Here is a 22,096-nt window from a genome sequence, read left to right as displayed (position 1 = left end):
GGCCGTCAGCTGGAGCACCGCATGGCCCTCGCGGAGATGCTCTTCCAGGTTCTGACAGAGCGCGAGGAGAAGAACAGCATCGCCATCGCCTCCAACGAGGCGTTCACCGGCTGGTCAACGACGTTCACCGATCCGCGGCGCTGCGCGGCCATCGTGGACCGGCTCACGGTCAACCGAACGTCCTGAGGTGAGCGCCTGCCAAGGATCAGGAGCTGAGATGCTCATGCAGCATCTTCAACTTGCCGTCCCGCCGCACGATGACGTTAGTGCCCCGGCCCTGGCCAGAGCGGAGTTCGCCGTTCACGACGCCGGTCCAGGCGAACAGATAACGACACACCGCGACATCAGCGGTGAGCACAGGCCACTCCAGTTCACGCACCTCATACACCTCGTCGAGGATCCCCGCGAACGTCTTCTCGATCGCGGATCGGATCTCCTCGATGCCCCGATGCGAACCGTCCGAGAACCAGTACACGGCGTCCTCGGCGATGAACGGCACCACACGTGAGATGTCGTGAATGTTGTTGGCCCGTTCGTACTCGCCGATGAACGCGGCGAGCTCAGTTTGCAGAGATGTCCGATCCGCCATGCGGCCATTATGCCGACGCCCTCGCGCGGCCGTCACTCCTCCCTCGCCGCTCAGTGGCCCCAAAATCAAGCTGCCCTCCGGGGCTACCGCACGACGCCTGATGTTTACGAATCACCCGCGAACTGTGGCCAGTTGGAGTTGCCCTGGGTGGAGCCAAATGATGCCGCCCTAGCCAGCCCACCCCGGCCCGGGGCTGTGGCACGTCCCGAAGAGGTGCCGCACATGGACAACCGCCTCTACAACGGCGCCGAAGCCGCAGCCCTCGCCACCTCATGGCGACGCCTCATCAGCGCCAACGCGGCCCGCGTTACCCGCCCCGCCATCTGCAACTGGGTCAACCGCGGTCGGCCGCCCTCGACGGACACGGCCGCCCGCTCTACGACTTCCCCGACATCGCAACCGCAGAGAAGGCCACCAGGCCCCGCCCCTCGTCGGGGCGGCGCTGCCGGGGCGTGCCTCCTTTCCTGGCACTCGTGGCGATTCCTACGAGCCCCGACGGCGTCCTGATGGGCCCGGCAGTACGTCGAATCGACGCTCATCATCGACCAGTCGATCCGGCCGTCCACATCGGCGTCGGCCAGGACGGCCGCGAACATCCCGTCCCAGTTGCCGTCCGCCGACCAACGTCTGTGCCGTTCGTACACCGTCTTCCACGGACCGAAACGCGCAAGTAGATCCCGCCATGGCACTCCAGTGCGCAGTCGGTACAGGACCCCGTCGATGACCCTGCGGTGGCTGGCCCAACGGCCGCCCCGCTTAGCGGACTTCGGCAGATGCGGCTTCAGCCGGGCCCACTCCTCATACGTTAAATCTCCCCGCCCCATGCTCATGGCAACGACCCGAAGCCACGACGGTCACATGATCCGCCGGACAACCCCTAATCATCGGCCCTGGCCGCCGGGACCGGGCCGCGCTCCTCATCACTGCGCGGACCGACCCCGGCTCGCCCCACATGCCATCTGCGGCCCTGGGAGGGCTCACTCCACTTCAGTTACCACGCCGTCCGCGTCCATGACCCAGCTTCCACCCTCGACGCCGTAGACCTTCTTGTCGTCGAGCCACTTCCAGGACATCTGCTGCAGGATCTGGTTGGGCCGGCGGTCCCAGACAGGCTGGTGGTCCCAGCCCTCGACCCGGATCATCAGCTTGTCGGCGCCCGGAATCGCCTGGTAGAGGTCCGGAACGGAGAAGTGCAGCACCGGTCCCAGCTCCACTGCGGTGTTGGCCGTCGTGTCTTGGTCTCCGTAGACGATGCACACCGGCACAGAAGTGCCGAGCGTGGAGCCGTACGGCACAGTGCTTGTGTTCCAGCCCCACCAGTAGGAGTTGCGCCACCGCATGACGCCTTCCGGCGCCCCCGCGGTGGTACCGCCCCACTTCTGGCCGACGCTGTCGCAGTCCATGATGGACTGCCACACGTGGCCGGCCAGGTCCTTGTCACTGATGGTGGCCTGCAGGCCCGCCTTGCTGGTCAGGTTCATCGGGAAGCCGAAGCCCGCGGGCGGCTTGGACTCGGGCTGCGTGGGCAGGCCCGTACCGGGAGGCGGAGCGAAGGGTGCCTCGGGGTGCGTCGACCACCGGCCTGCCGGAGGAAAGATGGGCGCGAGAAGGAACATTCTCGCCACGTCCCCGGGGTTCTGCAGCGCGTACGGGCCCATGACGAACGAGGCCGCGGACCAGCCGATGAAGGAGACCTTCTCGTTGCCGCACCGCGCCCTGATGAACTTGACGACGGTGGCCAGCTCGTCCCACTCGCTCTGCGAGTTGCCCAGCTGGTGCGGGTAGGGCGCTGTCGGGGAGCAGGTCCCCGTGCCGGGGTTGGTCTCCAAAAGGCCCCGCTGGGCCGGGTTGGCGTTGCACGGGTCCTCCATCTTCGGGCGGGGGGAAAGCCCGGAGCCCTGGAGGTCCATGATGTACACGTCGTAGCCCTTGCCCGCCAGGAACTGCGCCCAGCTGTAGCTGGTGTCCGGGTGCGTGGAGCCGCCCTTCGGCGGGAGCACGAGATCGAAGCCGGGCAGAGCCGGAACACTCCTGCCGTGGAGCATGAGAACCGGCTTGGGTGTACCGCTGGATCCGGCAGTCTTGTATTCCCGCACGAAGAGCTCGACGTCCTCGCCGGCGTTCGCCGGGATAGATGATTTGTGCTTGACCTTGTGGTCGACGAGGGTGAGTTGCGGCATGGTCGCCTCCGATACCTATTCGCCCTGAGGAACGGTTGTTCCAGAGATTGGTGAGCATCTCCGTCGCCCCCGGGCTATACGGGGAGCCGGCACGGTGGGGCGCACAGACGGTGACCGATCGGGTGGGCGCTGCTCCTCCAATCGGCGGGGCGCACCCGGGGAGCACGACATCGATGTCGACGATGTGCGCATGACCGCCTCCGGTGGGAACTAGGGTCCGTCTTCAAACGGATCTTGCCCAGAGCAGGAATGACGCGAGTGTGACCGCTCCTTCGTAGGAGGTGGCGGTCTGCTCGTATCGTTTGGCGATGCCGCGGAAGCCTTTGAGGCGGCTGAAGCAGCGTTCGACGATGTGCGGCCGCTGATGCTCTTTGGGAGCTGTGGCCCGAGGTCGACCAGCCCCATCCCGACCTTGCGTGTGGCGAGTGCCAGCTGCTGGTCCTCGGGGACGGTCTCCCCCACAGCACGTGCGGTCAGGGCGTGCCACCAGCGTTCGACCGGCAGATCTACCGTCAAAGCACGCCCGCCGCGGCTGCCGCGGAACGCGCGGCGGAGCGTCAGGCGCTCGGCCGGTCCCGCTGCGGACCGACCACCAAGGTCCACCTCGCCTGTGACGGCCGGGGCCTGCCCCTGGCCGTCCTCGTCACGCCGGGCAACGTCAACGACTCCACCGCCTTCGACGCGGTCCTGGAGGCGGTGAGAGTGCCCCGGGCCGGCGTCGGTCGGCCGCGCCGCAGGCCCGACGCGGTCATCGCCGACAGAGCGTATTCGTCACGGGCGATCCGCCAGACGCTGCGGCGCCGGGGCATCCGAGCCGTCATCCCCGAACGGGCGGACCAGAAGGCCAACCGGACGCGGATCGGCCGAAACCGGCCGGTACAGCGCGGCGACGACCATGGAACCACTACGAAGGAACACCGGTCGTCGACCGGTCGTCGGCTGGCACCGCGTCACCGTGCGGCCCGCTGGTGTGGGCGTAGCGGCCCCGGGTGTTATTGAATGAGGTTTGCGGTCAAGAATCCCGGGACTCTGTCGCCCGGGTTCTGGTACGGCTCCGACGTGGTGCCGGGGTCGGCGAGCAAGCTGAGAGAGTCGCATGGACTCCACCCCACCCCCCTCGTCTGCGTCACCGTTCGACATGGTCAGCAGCGCTTTGGGGCAGTACATGCCAGTCGATGGAGCGGCAGCGGCCGCCGGTTCCGCCGACCCGCAGGGGGACGACGCCGCCCGTCGAGACGTATCCGACAACCCGACTGCTGCCGGTCAGGAGCAAATCCTCGGCGCGGTCAATCTGGACCGGGATCTGAGAATCACCCGCTCCAATCTGGACGCCCCGGTCTTCGCGGGGGTGGAGGCCGTGGCCGGGAGCCCTTTCGTCGATCTCCTGCCTCCCTCGGACGTACCGACGGTCACCCGGCGCCTGCGGCAGGTCCTCGAGACCGGTGAGCCGCACGTCGCCCGGGTCCAGCGCCTGCGACGCGGCGACGGGTCGGAGCTGGTGGTCTCGATGAGCATCCTGGCCGCCGCGGCGCCTCAGGAGGGCCTGACCGTCTCACTGATCGCCATGGCCAGGAGGCTGCACCTGTACGCCGCCGAGACCGCGATCGGCACCTCGTTGGACATCGGCGAGACCGCGCAGTCGCTGGCGGAGTCCCTGCTGGCCTGGGGTGACGTGACGGCCGTCGACCTCGACTTCGCCGTGTGGACGGGTGAGGCGGTCACCGAGCAGCCGCAGGGGCGCCTCCGGCTGCGGCGGGCGGCCCTGGTGCCGGACCGGGCGTGGCCCGACGGCTACGTGACCCCGGGCGACGATCTTCCCGGCGATGCGAGTCGACTGCTGTCCCAGGCCATACGGCGTGACGATGCCGCGCAGGCCATCGTCATACCCGACCGAACGGCGATCGAACGGGTGCTCGAAAGTCCTCGGCTGGTACGTGCTCTGGTGCCCGGCGACCAGGCGGCGGCCGTGGTGTGCATACCGCTGGTCCTGGACGGCACGCCGCCCGTCGTCCTGGGTGTCGCGGAGGTCTGGCGGCGGGCGGACCGCCCCTTCGCGGACAGCGAGCTTTTCGACCTGCAGGAACTGGTGGCCAGGACCTCCCACCACGTGGACCTGGCCCGTCAGCACCAGCGCGAGCACACACAGGTACTGGCCTTGCAGCGCCGACTGCTGCCACGGTCCGGCGGCGACACGATCCAGACGGCGAGCGTCTACCAGCCCGCCACCCCCGACAGTGCGGGTGTCGGCGGCGACTGGGTGAACAGCTTTCCGCTGCCGGACGGCCGTACCGCGCTGGTGGTCGGAGACGTCGTCGGGCACGGGCTGGGCGCCGCGGCGACCATGGGACAGCTGAGCATGGAGGCCCGCGCGCTGTTGTCGGCGGGGCTGGCGCCCGACGAGGTGCTGGAGCACCTGGACGAGACAGTGGCGCTGCTGGACGACGCGGATTCCGGGCTGGCGGCCGGTTACAGCGCCCTCGGGTCGACCTGCTGCATCGCCGTGTACGACCCGGTCAGCCACCAGGTGGCGGTGGCCAGCGCCGGTCACCTCCCCCCGGTCCTGGTACCCCCGGACGGACCCGCCGGCCCGGTCGCGATACGTCCCCACCCCGGACTGGGCGCCGAGTTCGCGCTGCGGGAGCCGTACGACGTGCACGCGTTCCGTGCGCCCCCGGGCTCGCTGCTCGTCCTCTACACCGACGGCCTGGTGGAGGATCCCCGCCTGTCGATCGACGAGGGCATCGACAGGCTGACGGACGCCGTGTCCTCGGTGCACCCGTGGGACGCCCTGGACCAGGCCGCGCGGCGCGTGGTCTCGGCGGTGGCGCCGACGCGTCGGCGCGACGACGTGACTCTGCTGATCGCCCGCATGATCGGTTACCGCAAGGAGGACACCGCGACGTGGCGTCTGCCCGCCCGCGGCGATGCGGCCGCCCGGGCCCGCACACTGGTCTCCAAGCTGCTGGGGCAGTGGAGCGCCAGGGAGCACACCAGGGACAGCGTGCTGCTGGTGGTCGACGAACTGGTCGCCAACGCGGTCCGCTTCGCCGGCGGACCCATCACGGTACGGCTGATCAGGACCGGCCACGGGCTGCTGTGCGAGGTGGGCGACACCGGCAACGGCAGGCCGCGGCTGGGCCCGAGCGGGCTCCTCGACGACGCCGGCCGTGGCCTGCACGTAGTGCACGGGCTCACCACCCGGTGGGGGGTGCGATGGACGGACACCGGGAAGGTGGTGTGGGCTTCGGTCGAGCGGTGACGGTGTGTCGGCTCGGCGGTGATGAGGCGTCAGCGGGCTGGCGGCGAGACCCCGGCCGGGCGGTGACAGGGCTTCGGCCGGGTGGTGACGGGGCGCCGGCCGGGCGGCGCGGGAGCTGTTCGTCAGGCGGCGGCACCTGCGTGACGAGGGGCGCGAGTCCGCACTACAGCCACTCCCCTTCCAGGGCGGTGGCAGTGAGGCCCGGGGCAGCCGCGTACAGGACGGCACGGCTGCCCGCCTTCTGCCCGGCGTCGTACGCCCTCCGCATGATGTCGAACACGGCGGCGCCTCCGCGGTTGCCGCTGGTGTAGCTGTCCCGGCTGTAGCGCAGGAGCCCCGACGGCCACCCGTCGGGCATCGTCTGCTCCATGTACTCCAGCACACGCGTCCCGCCGGGATGGGCGAGCAGAACGTCAGGGTGCCAGGAGCCGGGGTCGTCCTGGTATCGCAGGCGCAACCACTCCCACATAGCGGTGACCGTCTCCTGCACGGCGCGCGGCCCGCGCCGGTCCATCACGAAGTGCGTGCCGTCCTCCCGTGTCTCCAGGCGGTGCAGGTCCTGGGTGCCGGGCAGAGTGTGGTGCCAGGCGGTGTCCAGCCGCAGCGTCGACTCGGGCCTCGGGCGGCCCGTGACCACCGTGGCAACCGCAGTGTCCGCGAACAGCAACCGGACGATCAGGGATTCAAGAGTGTCGTCCGCGGGCTGGTAGGTCGTGCTCAGTGCCTCCGCGATCACGACCAGGACCACCCGGTCGGGGTCCGCGGCCACGAGATCCGCCGCCAGCGCCAGGGAGCGGGTCCCGGCTATGCACGCCCACTGCGTGGCGGGCAGCAGCAGCACGTCGGGCCGGAGCGGGAGTCTGTTGGCGAGGGAGACGTCCAGCCCCGGCAGCGCCGGGGTGGTGGAGTGACTGGTGATCAGACAGTCGACATCCGCGGCGTCCAGCCCGGCGATCTGCAGGGCCCCGCGCGCCGCACGCTCACCGTAGGACTGCACTGCCGACCAGGCCGGCGCAGTGCGTTCCTGGACGGTCTGCGGCGCGGGTATCGCCTCAAGGGCAGCGATCACGCGATCCACATCCTGTTCGCTGAACCCGTCACCGGCCAGCGCCTCTCGGGCCGGCCCGATGCCGGCGGCCGGCAGGCCGCTTCCGCTGCCGGGCGCGACGGCGGCCTCCAACGGCAGCATCCAGCCACGGGTTTCGATGCCCGTACTGGCCGCGATGCCGTCGATCCGCGGCGCCCACGCCGCGTTCGGGTGCCGACCACGCACTTCGTCCACAATCTGACTGGTCGGCACGGCGTGCTTGCCGTGTATCACGGCGGGCGGGCACAGGTAAGCGGTCACGTTTGGCGCCTTTCTGCAGAGAACGAGATGAATTGTCACGGGGGCTGTGCCATAGATCACTTGTGAGCTATTCACCCAAGTCCATGGCAGTGCGCTCCGGTTAGGGAGTCCATGTCCGTTTCGAGCATGGATGCCACAGGGGCGTTTGCGCTGTGATCTGGGCAACTTGGGAGCCTGTGCGATACGTGAAACGGCGCACACTGCTGCAGAAGGGCCGACGCGGTGCCGCGCCGACCTGACATGCCACCGGTGGACCTCGCCACCGCGGCTACCACGGCCTCACTGTCCTCCACAACGAGGAGCCGGTGGTGCCGATCCGTGGATTCCCGCACCCATAGGCGCGGTGTCCCGGGTCCTGGAACGCGGTTGTACGACTTCGTCGCGGCCAGGGTGCCCCTCGTCCGGAACGCGAGGAGCGTGGCGTGAAGTACGTCGAACTCACGGGCCGGGCAAGAGCCCCGACACCGGTCGCGGTCCCAACCGGACCTGCGCGAGCCCGCCCACGGCCTGCCGACCGACGCCCACCGGCACGGGGCCGCGGCCAGAACTGGGCCGCCCGGTCCAGCTTCGGTCAGGCCCGGCCGCAGGGACGTGACCGCTTGCGAAGTCCGGGCCGCCGGCCTGGGGTTCGCATGGTGAGGATCGAACTCGCGCTCTCAGCTCGGGATGCGACGGCGCTTGGATGAACATCGACGACTTCTGGACCGTCATCGAAACAGCACGCACCGACGCCGCTTCGGCCTCCGGAGACCCGAGCCAAGCGTTCGCATCGGCCCTGGTCGAGCGGCTTGCGGCGACCTGGAAGCAGACGATCCTCGAATACCAGCAGTGCTTCGATCAGTTGCACGGGGCGATCTACTGACGAGACATGTGGGCTGCTGGCCATCTGATCGGTGGAGGATGCTCCGACGACGCTTTCATGGACTTCCGCGCCGGACTGATTGCGCGGGGCCGACAGTGGTACGAGCGGGCCGCCACCGCACCCGATGTTCTCGCCCAGCATCCAGACGTCATCGCTGCGGCGGTCGAAGGCACCGACGAGGCGCTGTTCAACGAAACCGTCAACTATGCGGCCTCCCACGCCTACGAGCGCATCAACGGCGACGACGACGACTGCACCTTTCTACGACGACTACGACCAGTTCTGCGGACCCCGCACCGACCAGGCACGGGCCGAAATGGGCGAGAGCTTCGATTTCAACGGCGCCTTGGAAATGCAGGCCCGTTTCCCCGGACTGGCCCGCCTCTTCCTTGAGCACAACCACGCCTGAGCTCACCGGATCCCGTCGCCGCCAAGTTCAGAGAACACGTCAAGGTCATTCGCACGCTCTACTCGGCGCCCTGGAAGCTCATTGGCCGCCGGGTCGCTGTCCGCTCCACCGCCACCATGGTGCAGATCTTTCACGAGGGCATGCTGGTCAAGACCCACGCCGCCCTGGAGCAGGGCAAACGCACAAGAACGACTACCCGCCCGAAAAGATCGCCTTCCAGATGAGAACGCCGATCTGGTGCCGCGGCTAACCCTCGCAGTCGGCGATGCCTGCCGGGAGGTGATCGACCAGCTGCTTGACTCCGGTCAAGGAGCCACGCTGGGTCGGCGGTGGAGCCGAAGGAACTGCGCAAGAAGGTGAACACGCAGGGGCCGAACGCGGCGACCGTGTTCCTCACTCGGGCGGCGGGGGCGCCGGTGATGCTGGTCGGACATCCCGCCCGAGAGTGAGGGGGTGGAGTGTGCCGTCGCGCAGGACACGGACCTGGGCGCGGCGACTCGCCTGGTGGACGTGGTGATGGGCCTGGGGAAAGTGGGCGCCCGCGAGGTCACCGCCGGGCAGGAAGCGGATCAGACACGCGAGTTCGTCGGCGTTCTCGACCGCGGCCGCTGCGGCGGCCAGAAGTTTCTCGTAGTCCCCGCGCGGGGTGAAGCGGGCGCTCGGGGTCAGCTCGAAGTACCGGAAGACCGCTTGGACCCGTGACGACGGAACCCGGTCGGGGACCTCGTACGGCCGCAGGCGCTCCCCGCTTTCCAGCCGGCGCAGGCAGTGGTCCACCGCGTCCTCGGGGGAGAAGACGTTCAACCAGGCCCGGGAGACGTAGCCCTGACGCCCCGGCTCCTCGGCCTGCGCGCGCAGGCTCGTGACGATGCCCTCGACACCGTACGGCACCAGCACGGCGACGAGCCGGTCGGCGTCCCGGGCTTCGGCGAGGCCGCCCCATCGCTGGCCCGGCTCCACCCGGCCCTCCAAGACCGCTCGGCGAATCACGTCGAGGCCCACGGGGATACCCCACGCGGCGAGGGTCACCGCGGCGGAGACCTGTACGCGCCCGTCGCTCGCGGTCAACAGTCCGGTGAGCTCGTCGGGAGTGCCGGGGCTGTAGTCCAGACACCCGAGTGCCAGAGTGCGGACCCGGGGGTTCGCGGTCCGGTTGTGGGCGAGCGCCAGCAGGTCCTCACGGTGACCATGCCCGTGGCCGTCGGCGATGTGGTCGCGGACTGCCGCAAGCAGTTCGATGCCGCTGTCCGGGGCCCGGCTTCGGTCGATCAGCGTCCCGATGCCCGCGTCGTCGGCCGCGTTCAGATATGCCCGCGCGGCTGCCCTGGTGGCCGGGTGCCGGTCGAGGTGGGCCAGCAGACGCTCGGCGAGCCCCGGCTCTCTGCGGTCCTTGAGTGCGTCTCGCACCGCCGCCTCGACCTGGTCGCGCAGGTCCTCGAGCAGTGCGTGCGTATGGTCACGCAGGCCCACGCACTCCTCCAGAACGCGCAGAAACAGGTCGGTGGGAGCACCCGCCGGACCGAGAGCGCGCACGAGCAGACCGATGCGCCGGCCCTGCGCCCACTCGTCACCGACTCCAGGGGTCACTGACTCCAGCTCGCGATCCAGCTCGTCGCACAGCATCGGCACCGCCGCTTCCACCCGCAGCGTGCCCAGCGCGGTGACCAGCGCCTGCCGCACCTCTCCCCGGCACAGCGCGAAAGCCCCTAGTAGCCGCTCCCCCACGCGCCGGCCGCCGTGCGCCTCCAGCGCCTCGACCAGCGCCAGCCGCGCGTCGTCGGCACGCCGGGCGTCACAGACGTAGGCGATGATCTCGTCCGTCTGTTCGTCGGAGCGCAACACGCTCACCAGTACCTCCGCCGCCCGGCGTTTCTCGTCCGTGTGCGGTGACCGGTCCAGCAGATCCCATACGGCTGCCACGATCCGTCGCCGTAGCACGACGTCCGCGATACGCGGGCTGCCGGTCAGACAGCGTGCCGCGAGCAGGAGGTCCGTGTGGAAGAGGTCGTCCCCGGCCAGGTGGAGGAGGTCACCGGTGTCGTTGTCGGGCTGCAGGAGCCCCGCCAGCAACGGCGTCGCGTCCGGCAGCACCCCCGCGAGCAGCAGGATAACCTCCTCCCACCACGGATCGTCCCGCGCCGCGGTGGCCTGCCGGACCCCCTCCGCGCCCCGCTCCAGCAGCGCGGCTGCAGTGAAGTGCTCCTGGAGGGTGAGGTGGAGGAAGCCGAACCAGCCGTGCGCCTGGGGCTTGAGCAGGCCGTACTGGGCGGCGATCTCGTCGAGGATCGCGCGGCTGTCCTCGGGCGCGAGGTCGATGGTCGGCAGGAAGCGGGCGATCTGGTCGAGGAGGTCGTCCTCGGGGAAGTAGCGCAGTCCGCGCTGGTGGTAGTGGCAGGCGATCTCCTTCAGCAGGTCCTGTTTGCGGTCGGTGGTGAAACGGCTGTACCGCGAGATCTTCCGGTGCGCGTCCCACTCCCTCAGCAACACCTCCACACACCGCTGATACAACGCAGCCCGCCGCTCGGGGAGTTCGAGGTCCCGTTCGTACACAATCGCGATCAGGCTGAGCAGCAGGGGGTTGGCGGCGAGCGTCTGGAGGCGGCCGTTCGCAGACAGAGCCCGTACCAGCCCGGCTCTACGGCGGTCGGCGGCACCGAACCAGTTGGCGACGAACGTCTCGATCTGCGGCCACTCGAAGTCCAGTGCCTCCAGCACCTGGAACTGCGGCAACCCGCCCCGCCAGCCCTGCCGACGGCAGGTCGCGGCAATCGGCGCCCGGGGGAAGCGGCTGGCCAGGCGGGCGAGTTCGGCGGTGACCCTGCGGTAGGCGCTCTCCGCCTCCTGCGCGCTCTCCCCACCGAGAACCTCGTCCAGACCGTCCAGCAGCAGTGCCGCGCTGCCGTCGGTGAGCCTCTCCACTATGTAGTCGCGCGCATCCTCGAACCCGTACTGCTCGGCCCACTGCTCGGCGAGGTGGTCCAGCAGCGATTCGTGACCACTCTCGACGAACCGGAACAGCTCGACGTAGGCCGGAAGTTCCGGAAGCGTCTCGTGCTCGGCCTGGGTGGCCATGCGCAGGGCCAGATGCCGGAGCATCGTCGTCTTGCCGGCGCCCGGGTCACCGACGACCACGATCCGCCGGTAGCGCTGCAGGGCGTCGATCGGGGCGTAGGTGTGGACGGTTGCCGCCTGTGCCTCGGCCGCCGCTTCCCGCGCCTCGGCACGTCGGCGTTTGTGCTCCTGCTCCGCCGATGCCTCGCGGTACGGGCGGGTCAGGTCGGGGGCCAGGCGCCGGGTCCGCCGGTCCACCTCGTCCGCGGACAGGAACCGCAGGGGCTGCTGCTCCTGCACCCCTACCTGCACATACAGCCGTTCCAGCCGGAGCGGCCGGGACATGTCCAGAATCCGCAGCGTCGACAACTCCTGCACCATGCGCCCGCAATACGCCGCAGCCCCCGCGTCCAGCGTGGAACGCCGGGCGGCCACCCGCTCGGCCGCCCTCTCCCGTTCCTGCTCCGCCTCCCGGTCCGCACGCCGACGTTCACGCTCCGTCAGGTGCCGTTCGTGCTCCCACTCCTGCTCCTTCAGGCGCATCTGGGCAGCCGTCTCCAGCCGGATCTTCTCCCGCTCCAGATTCTGCGCCCGCTGCACCTGGAACAACGCCACGGTCGCCGCGATCATCGCGACCAACAGCCCACCCAGCGCCGTGACGACCGACGCGCCGTCCAGTGCGAGGTACTCCCCCGAAGCCCGCCACGAACACGACAGCGACACAGGCCCCCCTGCCCCTCTGTGTCCCCTATGTACCTCTGTTGATTCTGACAGCGACGGCGGCTGGTGACACCCCCTGGGGAGAGCCTCAGTCGGCCGCCCTGCGCAGCAGCAGTTCCCGCTCCCGAGCGCCACTCGGGGTGGCCTCCTCGGCGGCCCGGGCATAGCCGATCATGCGAGGGGACGGGTCGATACCGACAACGGACCCACCTCGCAGGGCCAGGACGCGTGTGATGAGCCCTTCCCCACACCCCAGATCCAGAAGGCGCCGACCATGAAGGTCAGCAGGAAGCCCGTCGAGGAGCGCGTCGCGGACGAATTCGTGCAGCGCCGAGCCGGTCCGCACCCGCTCGGCATACCAATCAGCCATCGTGTCCCAGGTCTCCGTCATCAAGACCTTCACGCTACTGACCAATCACCCGACGAACCAACGGATTCAAGGAGAGCCTCCACCAATCTCGGAGTGGTTCAGTCAGCTCGGGACGCGCCTGGCGCCACGCATCTCCAACGCCTCCTCATTCCGGTCGAACAGAACGCCAATAGATCAGTGAGCGGCCTCATACTTCTCGATGACGTCCCGGGGTACTCGCCCACGGGAATTGACCTCGATGCCTTGACTCTGGGCCCACTCACGCACCTTCACGGCGTCCGGCCCCGTAGCCGGCTTCCTTCCGCCCCCACGACGTGAGCTGCCACCTGCCTTGCGGCCCACCTGGACGAACGGCCCAAGGGCATCCAGCAACTTCTGATAGCTGTCAGGGTTCAGGTCGACTTCGTAGTTGACACCATCGAGGCTAAAGATATGGGTGGCGATGTCCTCACCCTCGGTTCCGGTCAGGTCATCGGTATAGACCGTTACGGTGCGCTGAACCATGGCAACATCCTCTTTGTTAGGTCGGGGTAGCGCAGCCTAATCCGTAATCGGGCTACGTCGGCGCCATTCACGGACAAGGACCCGTCGACCTGAACTCCTCAAGCCCGGCACGTCGCCATGACACTAAGGGCTTGCAGATCATTTGACACGTCGTCTTGATCTTGGTGTGGGGCTCGCCGGGCGGGCGAGGACTCGAGCCTTGAGGGCGGCGAGGACGATGGGTGGCGTCGTCGCGGGTGGGAGGGTGATGCCGTGTGCTTCGAGGAGTTTCCTGTTCTTCAGGAGGGTGCGGTGCATCGCCGTCCGGCTGCTGCCGAACAGCACGGCGAGAGGTTCCGCGGCGAGGGCGAGCCGCAGATGGAGCAACCGTGGCCAGGACCTGTTCAGGGAAGGCGAGCCTGGGCGGACGGCCGCGCCGGGTATCGCCTTCGAGGGCCAAAGTCCCTGTCAGGGCGTCCAGTTGCCGCCGGGACATGCCGGTCAGGGCGGGATCGGACACCAGGCCTGGTCCCACTGCGGGGCCGGCTCCTGCGGAGCCCGGGCCATCGGGACGTTCCACTTCGATGGGCCGGGCGGCAGATGACACACGGTGATGGTCAGTCCCGTTTCGGCGGCGAGCTGGGCCAGTTCGAGTTTCCAGGCTCGGGTGCGGTAGCCGTTGGAGCCGCCTGCGTCGGCGGTGATCAGCAGTCGTGCCGCCTGCGGGTAGGCAGCCCGGCCCTGGCCGTGCCACCAGCGGCGGATCGACTCGACCGCGAACGCGGCGGTGTCGTGATCGGTACTGACGTTGACCCAGCCGGTGTCCGCCGCCAGATTGTAGATGCCGTAGGGGACGGCCTTGCCCAGCTGCGGGTCGGCGAAGTCATGAACGTTCACCGGCACCGGCTCACCCGTCGGCCGCCATTGGCGGCCGTTGTTCTTGAACTCGCCGACGAGTTCCTTCTTCTTGGTGTCCACGCTGATGACCGGCTGGCCGGCGGCAGGCCCCGGTGCTCGCGGGCCTGCTCGTTGAGATAGCGGAACTGGAGATCCCGGTCCGGATGCTGGCTGCCCTCGATGGTCTTGGCATTGGCCTGCAGGCTGAACCCTTCCTCCCGGCGCAGGCCGGCGACGGTGTCGGCGCTGACGCGGTGCCCGGCCCGGGTCAGCTCCCGCGCAAGAGTGCGGGTGGACTTCACCGTCCACCGCAGCGGCGACATCGGGTCACCTCGCACATCCGGCTCAACCAGCGCCAACCGTGCCGGCCGCAGCCCCGGATCAAGATCCGCGACCCGCTTGCGGCCCCCGCCCGGAAGACGCACCCGCCCCAGAGGCTCCTCACCGGCCTCGAGTTCGAACACGCCCTTGCGGACCGTCGCCTCGCTGACCGCAGCGGCCTGTGCCACGGCTCGGACACCGCCGTGTCCCAGACTGCGGGCCTCCGCAGCCATCAGCAGCCGCCGCTGCCGCTCGTCCAGATGTGGGAACAACCCCGCGAACTTCACGGCGAGTTGGTCACGAGCCTCATCGGGGATGCGCGTACTACACCAACGAGCCTCAGAACGGGAAGCAACACCTTGATTCCCTGCAAATCCTTAGCCAGGCTACCCCTCGGATGAGTCCGAGGGCGGCAGGCGTTTGAGCCACCACCTGGCGAGCGGATAGGCAGCCGCTGCGGCAAGGCATCCCGCCAGGGCGGTGACTGTGTGCTCGTACTCGGGAAGCATCTGGCTGACTGGCTCGAAGACCAGCATTTGGGTGCCCCAGAAGGCCGCGAAGCCCGCGAACGCGCCTCCGGCCGACTCCTTGGTCCACCTCCTCCTGCCTGCCGGGGCGGGCGTGGCCGGCCGGGTGGGTTGGCCGTCCGGAGGTGGCGCGAAAGGGTCGGTCACGGCCCTGTTGTACCGGTGATCGACCAGCGTGACAAGGGAGCTCCCCGCCTGTGGAAAGGCCCGCGACCGACGCCCCTACCCGGCAGCGTTCGCTGGTCAATGAGCAAATGACGGCGTCCTCTGTAGTCTCGGCGCCGGTGCGACTTCCGCCGTGGATGGCATCGGGCCGACCGAACCGACACCGGCCTGCGCCTGCCGAAGGCGTCTGTGCCCGTTACCCACCCGCGAGCCTGACGGGCAGACTGCGCTCATGCAGCTGCCCGCAGAAGCCTTTACCGCCACTGTGCTGATCGAGGTCGTACGGATCTCCGCCCTTCCCACCAGGCGGGACGTCCCCTACTCCGGCACGGCGGTTGCCCACTGGGCCGGGAGTGAGGCCGCAGCCGCCCTGGCCTTGATCGAGAGCCTGCCCGGCAGTGAACAGCACCGCTGCGGCTTCTCGCCGGGCTGGAGCGTCCGGGCCTACGACGACTCTCTCGATCCGGCGCTGTTCGAGGCGGCGTTCTGCTTCACCTGCCACGAGGTCCGCATGCAGGGAACGGCGGTGCCGCCCGCTCTGGCCACGCAGTTCTTCGACCCGTGCGCCCTGCCGGCCCGGACCCTGCTGTCTCTCTTCCGTAAGGAAGCTCCGTAGCCGACTGCATGGATGAGCGTCACGACAGCGGCCCAGGGCGCCTCCGTGCAGCCCACCGACACCGCGGGCAAGCCCGGCACGTCGTACGTCCCGCTCGTCGGCCGGATCGCCGCCGGTGGCCCGACCCTCGCCGAGGAATCGGTCGAGGACGTGTTCCCCCTCCCCCGCCAGTCAGAGGTGCGCCGGGCGGAGAGGGTGGAGGCATATGGGCAGGCTGCGAGAGATGGCGGCGCCGTTCGTCGCCCTGGGGCCGTCCGGTGCGGCGGTCCGCGACCCCGCTCAGGCATCTGACTGCCGAGGACGAGAAGGCTCTTCGTCTGGTCGGTGACCATCTGCGCATGCTCGCCTGCCGGCGGTGAGGTCGTACACCACGGCGATGACGGCGCCGCTTGCCGGCACCTCGTTTCCGTCGACGTGGCCAGCAGTCGCGGACGGAACGGGTGAGCTTGAACACATCGGAGGTCTTTGGCGCATACAGGCATTCCGTACCACCGCTGTTGCGTATCGTGCACTATTCCCGCTGTACAGGCACGTGTCACCAATATCTTGACGCCCTGTCAAATGAGCTCGTTTGAAAGGGAGAAGGGCTGGTCAGCTACTTCCGGGTAGCGTGGAGCACCTCTTGAGATGAACCTCAGTGGACACTCCAGCCCCTACTGTGTTGCCAGACCCCTGCCGGGCCCCTCCCCCACTCAGCGGGCGGGACTCCCGTCTGCCACCACTCAGAACAGGCAGCCGCGGGTATGAAGCCATTGCGTCCAGAAGATCCCGGACACCTGGGCCCCTACCGCCTCGTGGCCGAACTCGGAGCAGGCGGTATGGGCCGGGTGTACCTGGCCACCTCACCGGCGGGCCAAACCGTCGCGGTCAAGGTCATCCGTCCCGAGATGGCGGAGGACAAGAACTTCCGCATCCGCTTCCGACGCGAAGTAGCGGCCGCGGCGGCCGTCGGCGGCACCTACACCGCATCCGTGGTGGACGCTGACCCCGACGCGGAAACACCGTGGCTCGCCACCACGTATATTCCGGGTCCCACCTTGGCCGAGGCTGTCGCCGAACATGGGCCGCTGCCGGTGCAGTCGGTTCTCGCCCTCGGCGCGGGCATGGCCGAGGCGCTCACCGCGGTGCACGCCCAGGGGCTCGTGCACCGTGACCTGAAACCCTCCAACGTACTGCTCGCCGCCGACGGACCACGCGTCATCGACTTCGGCATCGTCCGCGCCCGCGACGGCTATCAACTCACCACCACAGGCGGCGTGTTCGGCTCCCTGGAATACATGTGCCCGGAACAGGCCACAGGCGAGCCAATGGGAGCGGAAGGGGACGTCTTCTGCCTCGGCTCGGTGCTGACGTTCGCCGCCTGCGGGCACCCGCCCTTCGATGGTGCCGCGGCAGCCACTCTCCTCTACCAGGTGGCCCACGGCTGGCCCGACCTGGCCGGGGTGCCTGAGCCACTGGACAAGCTCATCAGTCTCTGTCTGGCCAAAGACCCCGCCTTGCGCATCAGCCCCGACCGGCTGTCCGCGGCATGCGCTCCGGGCGGCGTCGAACAGTTGCTGACCGAGTCCTGGCTGCCCGCTCCGGTGGCGGCGACCGTCGCTCGCTATCAGGGCGCCGTCATGGATCTCGTGTCATATCCGACCGTCGTTCCGATCGCCCCCGACACCCCCGACGCCCCCGACACCGCCGACACCGCCGACAGCAGGGCCGGGGCGGACGGCGGCCATGGACCCCGGGCAGAGGCCAACTTCCTCGGCCCGACGGATCCGGAGAAGTCCGAGAAGTTCGGGAAGTCCGACCCGGAGACTTCGGTTCCGCGCATGCACCGCCGCTCCCCCGCACACTCCGGTCCCTCCCGGCGCTCGATCCTGGCCGCCGGTACGGGAGTGGCGGTCGTCGGAGGTGTCGCCTCTCTCGTCGCCGCGCTCAAAAAGCCTCGCGCCCACCCTGCGTCCTCACTGGTCCCGGCGCCCGAGCCGAGCTGGGTCTACCTCAGCGACCCGTTGCTGCAGGCTCCGGCGGTCTTCAGCAACAGCACCGCCCTGCTCAAGGCCCGGCCGGGCACCATGATCTGCCTCGACCTCGACAACGGCTCCCGCCCCAAGTGGATCTACCAGGGCATCAGTCTCTCGCCCACTCCTGTCCTGTTGACCGACGGTGCGGCCGTCGCACTAGGTACGGGCGCCACGGTGATCGGCGTCGACCCGGCCAGCGGGTCGGAGCGATTCACCCTCGATTTCGGCGCGGACTTCCAATTCGACCAACTGCTGGGCGCCTACGAGGGCTTCAGCCTTTCCGTGCTCGGCGCTCGACTGGAGCGCCAGTCGGCCGAACAGGGAGTCGCGACATCCACCGACGCCGTCTTCGGCGTGGACCTCCAGGCCCGCCAAGCCCGGGTCATACCGATCAGCCCGGAAGACGTCGGCATCCGTCTCCAGCCGGTCGTCACGTCCGACTACTTCGTCTACGCCGACGGTCTGCGCAACGTCTCGGTGCGCAGCACCCGCGACGCCGGTGCCCTGCGGTGGCGGCACCCGGTCGGCTACGACCTCCGGCCAGGCCTCGCCGTACTCGGCCAGACCGTGTTCGCCATCGGCTCCGAGCTCATCGCCCTGGATCTGAGCACCGGCAGGCTCCGCTGGCGGGCAAAGCCCAAACACGGCTTGTTCGCCTCCCTGGGAGTGGGTGGCAACACCGTCTACGCCATCGGCAACGACCCCCACGGCGTCTACGCTTTCAACGCGGCGAACGGCTCCCAGCGCTGGTTCTGCGAGACGCCCCGCCTCGACGGCGACCATCCCATCGCCGTGGGACCGCAGGCCGTCTACGCTGCCGCCCTCGAGAACAAGAACGGCTTCTTCGCCATCGAGGCTGCCTCTGGGCGCCTGAAGTGGAACTTCACGGACGGCCGCGACACAGGCGTCAACGGCTGGCAGATCTCCTGTGACCGAGACGGACATCTGGTGGCGCACCACTACGACCGGGTCTACGGATTGCAGAACGCCTGAAACAGGGCACATGTCCAGTGCGTCGACCGACGTACACGCCGGCTCCGAGGCCGCAGCGGCCGCTGCACCGAAGCCGCCTGGACGGACCAGCTCGCGGATGATTCACCAACTCGTCCCGCAGAGCGGCGAAAGGAACAACACCCTGGCGTTCTTCGCCGCGCAGAACCGGTGCTGTGAGTCGGCCGGGGCCGGCTCCGGGCTGGAACTCAACCAGCGCCTGCGAGCGGGGCCCGCGCCACCTCGCCACTGGAGCGGGGTCGGCGCACGCCTGGGCCCCGGCACGACTGTCGGCGGTCGCCGAACCTGGGTTCGGATCACCTTTAGACGTCAACACCTCGGAGACCCCCACGGCTTTGCGCTCGTGGCGGCGATGGAGGCGATGGCATCCAGCGAGCCAGGCGGATTGGCCAGCCGCGCGGTGAGGTATCTGCTGTGGCAGGCACTGTTCCGCGCGGCACTGTTGCAGGCCGGTGGCGATGATGGCGAAGCCGGCGCGGTCCAGCGCGCGGGAGGCAGCGGCGACCTGCGTGACGACGTCCTCGCAGTCACGGCCCTCCTCGATCATCCGGATCACCCCGGAAAGCCGCCCCTGCGCCCGCCGCAGCCGGTTCAGGACCGCTCGGAGTTCTGCGCCCGCGAGTTCGAGCTCCATCATCACTCGCCATACCCCCCGGGTGATGCACTCCACTCAGCACAAGGTCGACGAGTCGTGAACGCTGCTCACGAACAGGCCCGGCGGCACCGGCACATGGTGCACGCAAGGCTCCCGGACGCATGGCAGGCGTGACCGTCAGCGCGGTCCTCTCCAACGGGCACAAGCCCGGCTGAAGAAGCTCCTCCTCTCCCCGAACCGATCGGGGAACCCGCCCTTCCCCGTACTGCCCGAGGTGCCTGAAGCCGAGCGGCGCACTCCTCCAATACCCCCCTGGGTATACCTGCTACCCTCACCAATACCCCCCGGGGTACTCAATGCGAGGAGGACATGTGACCAGCACGACGTTCCCCCAGGTGACGGGGCATGAGCCGGAGCCACCGCGGCCAGGACGGTCCGGGCCGTTGGGGCGGCTCGGTGGCTGGACCGCGGGGCACTTCAAACACGTACTGATCGGCTGGCTGGTCGTGGTGGCCGGGCTCGGCGCCTTCGCGCCGCAGGTCACGTCGGTTCTGTCCGGGGCGGGCTGGCAGAGCAACGGCTCGGAGTCGGTGCGGGTGCGCGAACTGGCCCAGGAGCACTTCGGCGGCAACGCCTCGTCCGCGATCCAGGTGGTCGTCAGCTCGAAGAACGACAGGGTCACCGACGCGCCCGTGCGAAAAGTGATCGCCGAGGTCACCCGCGAGCTGAAGGCCGACCACCGGATCGGCGAGGTCATCGCACCCCAGCCGGGGGTCAGCATCAGCCAGGACGGGCAGACCGCGGTCGTCCTCGGCGGCGCCAACGCGAACCCAGACGACATGGTGCGCGCCGCCGACGACCTCAAGGACCCCCTGCGGAAGCTGTCGACCGACGACATCACCGTGCGCGCGACCGGCGCCTCGACGATGTGGAGCGACTTCAACACCGCCAACCTCGACGCGATGATCCACGCCGAGATCCTGTCCTGGCCGGTCGTGCTCGTCGTGCTGGCCATCGCGTTCGGCTCACTGGTGGCCGCCGGCCTCCCCCTGCTCCTCACGATGGCGGGCCTGGCCGCCTCGGTCGGCTCGCTGGTACTGCTCAGCCACGTCATGCCCATCTCGATCTGGGCGATGGACTTCGCCCTGATGTTCGCGCTGGCGCTGGGCATCGACTACGCGCTCTTCCTGGTCGTCCGTTTCCGCGCGGCCCTGGCAGAGACCGGCGACCGTCGCCGCGCGGTCATCCAGACGATGGACACGGCCGGGAAGGCCGTCCTGCTGTCCGGCCTCACCGTCCTGGTCAGCCTGTCCGCGGTGACCCTGGTACCCGCCCCCGCTGTACGCACCATGGCGATCGGCATCATGCTCTCGGTCGTCTTCATCCTGGCCGCCACGCTTACGCTTCTCCCGGCCGTCCTCGGCAAACTCGGCCCGCGCGTCAACAAGTTCGCGCTGCCCCGAACCCGGGCCGACCGGCCGTCCTCACCGCGCTTCGCGGCCTGGGGCGAGCGTCTGTGGCGTCAGCCGCTGCGCTTCGGCGCGCTCGCCCTCGCCGTGCTGATCGCCCTGGCCGTGCCCGTCCTCGGCCTGAAAACCGCGATGCCCTCCATCAAGGTCGTACCGGAGAACGACAGCTCCCGTCAGGGGTACGAACTCGTCTCGACAGCCCTTGGCAAGGGCGCCCCGGGCATGCTCCAGGTGGTCGTCCCCTCCGCTGATGCCGACGCCACGGTCAAGGTACTCACGTCCACCGACGGCATCGCCGCCGCCGCGCCGGCCCAGCCGGCCGTCGACGGTTCTCGCTGGACCATGATCCAGGCCATGCCGTCCGTCGATCCGTCCGACGGCCAACTCGCGCACACCGTCGCCGACCTGCGCGCCGAACTCCCTCCCCATGCCCTGGTCGGAGGTGCGGCCGTGGAGAACCTGGACCTCAAACAGGCCCTCGACGACAAGGCCCCGCTGGTCATCGGAGTCATCCTGACCCTAGGCTTCATCCTGCTGCTCATCGCCCTGCAGGCCCCACTGATCTCCGCCCTGGCCGTCCTGACGAACCTCCTGGCCACCGCCGCCGCCTTCGGAGTCGCCAAGCTGATCTTCCAGGACGGGCACCTCTCCGGCCTGCTCGGCTTCGAACCACAAAGCTTTCTCGACGGTTGGGGACCGGTGTTCTTCTTCGCGATGATCTTCGCCATCGCCATGGACTACACCGTCTTCCTGCTGTCCTCGGCCAAGGAGCACTACGAGCACACCGGTGAGCCCAAGCATGCGGTTGTCGGCGCGCTCGCCCATTCCGGTCGCGTCATCTTCGCCGCCGCCGCGGTCATGGTCGCCGTATTCTTCACATTCGCCCTCGCCGACCCGCTGCCACCCAAGGAGATGGGCATCGTGCTCGGCGTCGCGGTCCTGCTCGACGCCTTCCTCATCAGACTGGTCCTGCTGCCGGTCCTGCTTCGCCTGACCGGCCGCGCCGCCTGGTGGGCCCCGGCCTGGCTGCGCCGGATCCTGCCCGACGTGCGTTTCTCCCACGACTGAACCGCGACTGAACGCCGCGCGGCGCAAGGACCCGATCGGGGGCACCTGCGCCGCCTGGCTCGTCGGACCGGCCCGGGTGGAAGGCGGGGTCTGTACGCCCGGTGGTCATGGGCCGATGGGTCCCCCACAAACTTCCCTCAT

The 22,096-nt window shown here is 69.0% G+C and carries 13 protein-coding genes and 8 pseudogenes; 10 read left to right on the top strand and 11 right to left on the bottom strand.

The window, feature by feature from the left end:
- Nucleotides 1–30 precede the first annotated feature (30 nt).
- Nucleotides 31–180: pseudogene (locus tag BFN33_RS51025) on the top strand (ATP-binding protein); the annotation flags it as partial.
- Nucleotides 181–205: 25 nt separating this feature from the next.
- On the opposite strand, the gene BFN33_RS46820 reads toward BFN33_RS51025, so the two are convergent.
- The 3 genes and pseudogenes from BFN33_RS46820 to BFN33_RS46810 form a co-directional block, all read right to left on the bottom strand.
- Complete coding sequence (locus tag BFN33_RS46820; RefSeq protein WP_069766326.1) at nucleotides 206–589, bottom strand: nuclear transport factor 2 family protein; 384 nt, start codon at nucleotides 587–589, stop codon at nucleotides 206–208.
- 418 nt (nucleotides 590–1,007) lie between these two features.
- Nucleotides 1,008–1,413 (bottom strand): annotated as a pseudogene (locus BFN33_RS53570) (IS5 family transposase); the annotation flags it as partial.
- A 153-nt stretch (nucleotides 1,414–1,566) separates the two neighbouring features.
- The gene (locus BFN33_RS46810; protein ID WP_079141406.1) at nucleotides 1,567–2,769 is read right to left on the bottom strand and encodes an alpha/beta fold hydrolase; all 1,203 of its coding nucleotides are present in this window, start codon (nucleotides 2,767–2,769) and stop codon (nucleotides 1,567–1,569) included.
- Between the two features lie 543 nt (nucleotides 2,770–3,312).
- On the opposite strand from BFN33_RS46810, the pseudogene BFN33_RS46805 reads away from it, so the two are divergent.
- Together BFN33_RS46805 and BFN33_RS46800 are read left to right on the top strand one after the other, a co-directional pair.
- Nucleotides 3,313–3,768, top strand: a pseudogene (locus tag BFN33_RS46805) (transposase); the annotation flags it as partial.
- A gap of 97 nt (nucleotides 3,769–3,865) precedes the next feature.
- Nucleotides 3,866–6,028: a SpoIIE family protein phosphatase gene (locus BFN33_RS46800; RefSeq protein ID WP_069766325.1), complete on the top strand. Its 2,163-nt coding sequence runs from the start codon at nucleotides 3,866–3,868 to the stop codon at nucleotides 6,026–6,028.
- Between the two features lie 163 nt (nucleotides 6,029–6,191).
- Here the strand turns inward: BFN33_RS46800 and BFN33_RS46795 are convergent, their stop codons facing one another.
- Entirely contained in the window at nucleotides 6,192–7,376 is a 1,185-nt protein-coding gene (locus BFN33_RS46795; protein WP_088245539.1) for a polyketide synthase, read from the bottom strand.
- A gap of 682 nt (nucleotides 7,377–8,058) precedes the next feature.
- On the opposite strand from BFN33_RS46795, the pseudogene BFN33_RS46790 reads away from it, so the two are divergent.
- The 3 genes and pseudogenes from BFN33_RS46790 to BFN33_RS52455 form a co-directional block, all read left to right on the top strand.
- Nucleotides 8,059–8,631: pseudogene (locus BFN33_RS46790) on the top strand (DUF4240 domain-containing protein).
- A 12-nt stretch (nucleotides 8,632–8,643) separates the two neighbouring features.
- Nucleotides 8,644–8,871 (top strand): hypothetical protein, encoded by a 228-nt coding sequence (locus BFN33_RS55755; RefSeq protein ID WP_370743393.1) that lies wholly within the window; start codon nucleotides 8,644–8,646, stop codon nucleotides 8,869–8,871.
- Between the two features lie 96 nt (nucleotides 8,872–8,967).
- Nucleotides 8,968–9,096 (top strand): annotated as a pseudogene (locus BFN33_RS52455) (SAM-dependent methyltransferase); the annotation flags it as partial.
- Here BFN33_RS52455 and BFN33_RS46785 read toward each other — a convergent pair.
- From BFN33_RS46785 to BFN33_RS52895, 6 genes and pseudogenes are all read right to left on the bottom strand, one after another.
- The gene (locus BFN33_RS46785; protein WP_069766323.1) at nucleotides 9,041–12,421 is read right to left on the bottom strand and encodes an NACHT domain-containing NTPase; all 3,381 of its coding nucleotides are present in this window, start codon (nucleotides 12,419–12,421) and stop codon (nucleotides 9,041–9,043) included. The pseudogene BFN33_RS52455 and the gene BFN33_RS46785 overlap by 56 nt on opposite strands.
- An 85-nt stretch (nucleotides 12,422–12,506) precedes the next feature.
- Nucleotides 12,507–12,788: a bifunctional 2-polyprenyl-6-hydroxyphenol methylase/3-demethylubiquinol 3-O-methyltransferase UbiG gene (locus tag BFN33_RS46780; protein ID WP_088245542.1), complete on the bottom strand. Its 282-nt coding sequence runs from the start codon at nucleotides 12,786–12,788 to the stop codon at nucleotides 12,507–12,509.
- 174 nt (nucleotides 12,789–12,962) lie between these two features.
- Nucleotides 12,963–13,292, bottom strand: a complete 330-nt coding sequence (locus tag BFN33_RS46775; RefSeq protein ID WP_069766321.1) for an Lsr2 family protein — start codon at nucleotides 13,290–13,292, stop codon at nucleotides 12,963–12,965.
- 138 nt (nucleotides 13,293–13,430) lie between these two features.
- Complete coding sequence (locus BFN33_RS52900; protein WP_141758079.1) at nucleotides 13,431–13,658, bottom strand: hypothetical protein; 228 nt, start codon at nucleotides 13,656–13,658, stop codon at nucleotides 13,431–13,433.
- A 186-nt stretch (nucleotides 13,659–13,844) separates the two neighbouring features.
- Nucleotides 13,845–14,722 (bottom strand): annotated as a pseudogene (locus BFN33_RS46770) (ISAzo13 family transposase); the annotation flags it as partial.
- A gap of 153 nt (nucleotides 14,723–14,875) precedes the next feature.
- Entirely contained in the window at nucleotides 14,876–15,163 is a 288-nt protein-coding gene (locus BFN33_RS52895; RefSeq protein ID WP_141758078.1) for a hypothetical protein, read from the bottom strand.
- Between the two features lie 250 nt (nucleotides 15,164–15,413).
- Between BFN33_RS52895 and BFN33_RS46765 the strand changes: the two genes are divergently transcribed.
- The 3 genes and pseudogenes from BFN33_RS46765 to BFN33_RS46755 all read left to right on the top strand — a co-directional run bounded on the left by BFN33_RS46765 (nucleotide 15,414) and on the right by BFN33_RS46755 (nucleotide 18,805).
- Complete coding sequence (locus tag BFN33_RS46765) at nucleotides 15,414–15,797, top strand: hypothetical protein (RefSeq protein WP_069766320.1); 384 nt, start codon at nucleotides 15,414–15,416, stop codon at nucleotides 15,795–15,797.
- 33 nt (nucleotides 15,798–15,830) lie between these two features.
- Nucleotides 15,831–15,968 (top strand): annotated as a pseudogene (locus BFN33_RS51000) (LexA family protein); the annotation flags it as partial.
- A 572-nt stretch (nucleotides 15,969–16,540) separates the two neighbouring features.
- Nucleotides 16,541–18,805: a protein kinase gene (locus tag BFN33_RS46755; RefSeq protein WP_069766318.1), complete on the top strand. Its 2,265-nt coding sequence runs from the start codon at nucleotides 16,541–16,543 to the stop codon at nucleotides 18,803–18,805.
- 445 nt (nucleotides 18,806–19,250) lie between these two features.
- Here the strand turns inward: BFN33_RS46755 and BFN33_RS50995 are convergent.
- Nucleotides 19,251–19,457 (bottom strand): annotated as a pseudogene (locus BFN33_RS50995) (metal-sensitive transcriptional regulator); the annotation flags it as partial.
- A 332-nt stretch (nucleotides 19,458–19,789) separates the two neighbouring features.
- Between BFN33_RS50995 and BFN33_RS46750 the strand changes: the two are divergent.
- Nucleotides 19,790–21,955: an MMPL family transporter gene (locus BFN33_RS46750; protein WP_256123061.1), complete on the top strand. Its 2,166-nt coding sequence runs from the start codon at nucleotides 19,790–19,792 to the stop codon at nucleotides 21,953–21,955.
- The last annotated feature ends 141 nt before the right edge of the window (nucleotides 21,956–22,096 follow it).

Origin of the sequence: Streptomyces sp. LUP47B (genome assembly GCF_001746295.1) — a bacterium.
In the GTDB taxonomy this organism is placed as follows: Bacteria; Actinomycetota; Actinomycetes; order Streptomycetales; family Streptomycetaceae; genus Streptomyces.
This window is presented reverse-complemented; position numbering and strand designations above follow the sequence as displayed.

What these genes read in the sequence shown, in the direction of transcription:
- BFN33_RS46820 (WP_069766326.1), bottom strand. Translation starts at nt 589, where the DNA reads ATGGCGGATCGGACATCTCTGCAAACTGAGCTCGCCGCGTTCATCGGC.
- BFN33_RS46810 (WP_079141406.1), bottom strand. Translation starts at nt 2,769, where the DNA reads ATGCCGCAACTCACCCTCGTCGACCACAAGGTCAAGCACAAATCATCT.
- BFN33_RS46800 (WP_069766325.1), top strand. Translation starts at nt 3,866, where the DNA reads ATGGACTCCACCCCACCCCCCTCGTCTGCGTCACCGTTCGACATGGTC.
- BFN33_RS46780 (WP_088245542.1), bottom strand. Translation starts at nt 12,788, where the DNA reads ATGGCTGATTGGTATGCCGAGCGGGTGCGGACCGGCTCGGCGCTGCAC.
- BFN33_RS46775 (WP_069766321.1), bottom strand. Translation starts at nt 13,292, where the DNA reads ATGGTTCAGCGCACCGTAACGGTCTATACCGATGACCTGACCGGAACC.
- BFN33_RS46765 (WP_069766320.1), top strand. Translation starts at nt 15,414, where the DNA reads ATGCAGCTGCCCGCAGAAGCCTTTACCGCCACTGTGCTGATCGAGGTC.
- BFN33_RS46755 (WP_069766318.1), top strand. Translation starts at nt 16,541, where the DNA reads ATGAAGCCATTGCGTCCAGAAGATCCCGGACACCTGGGCCCCTACCGC.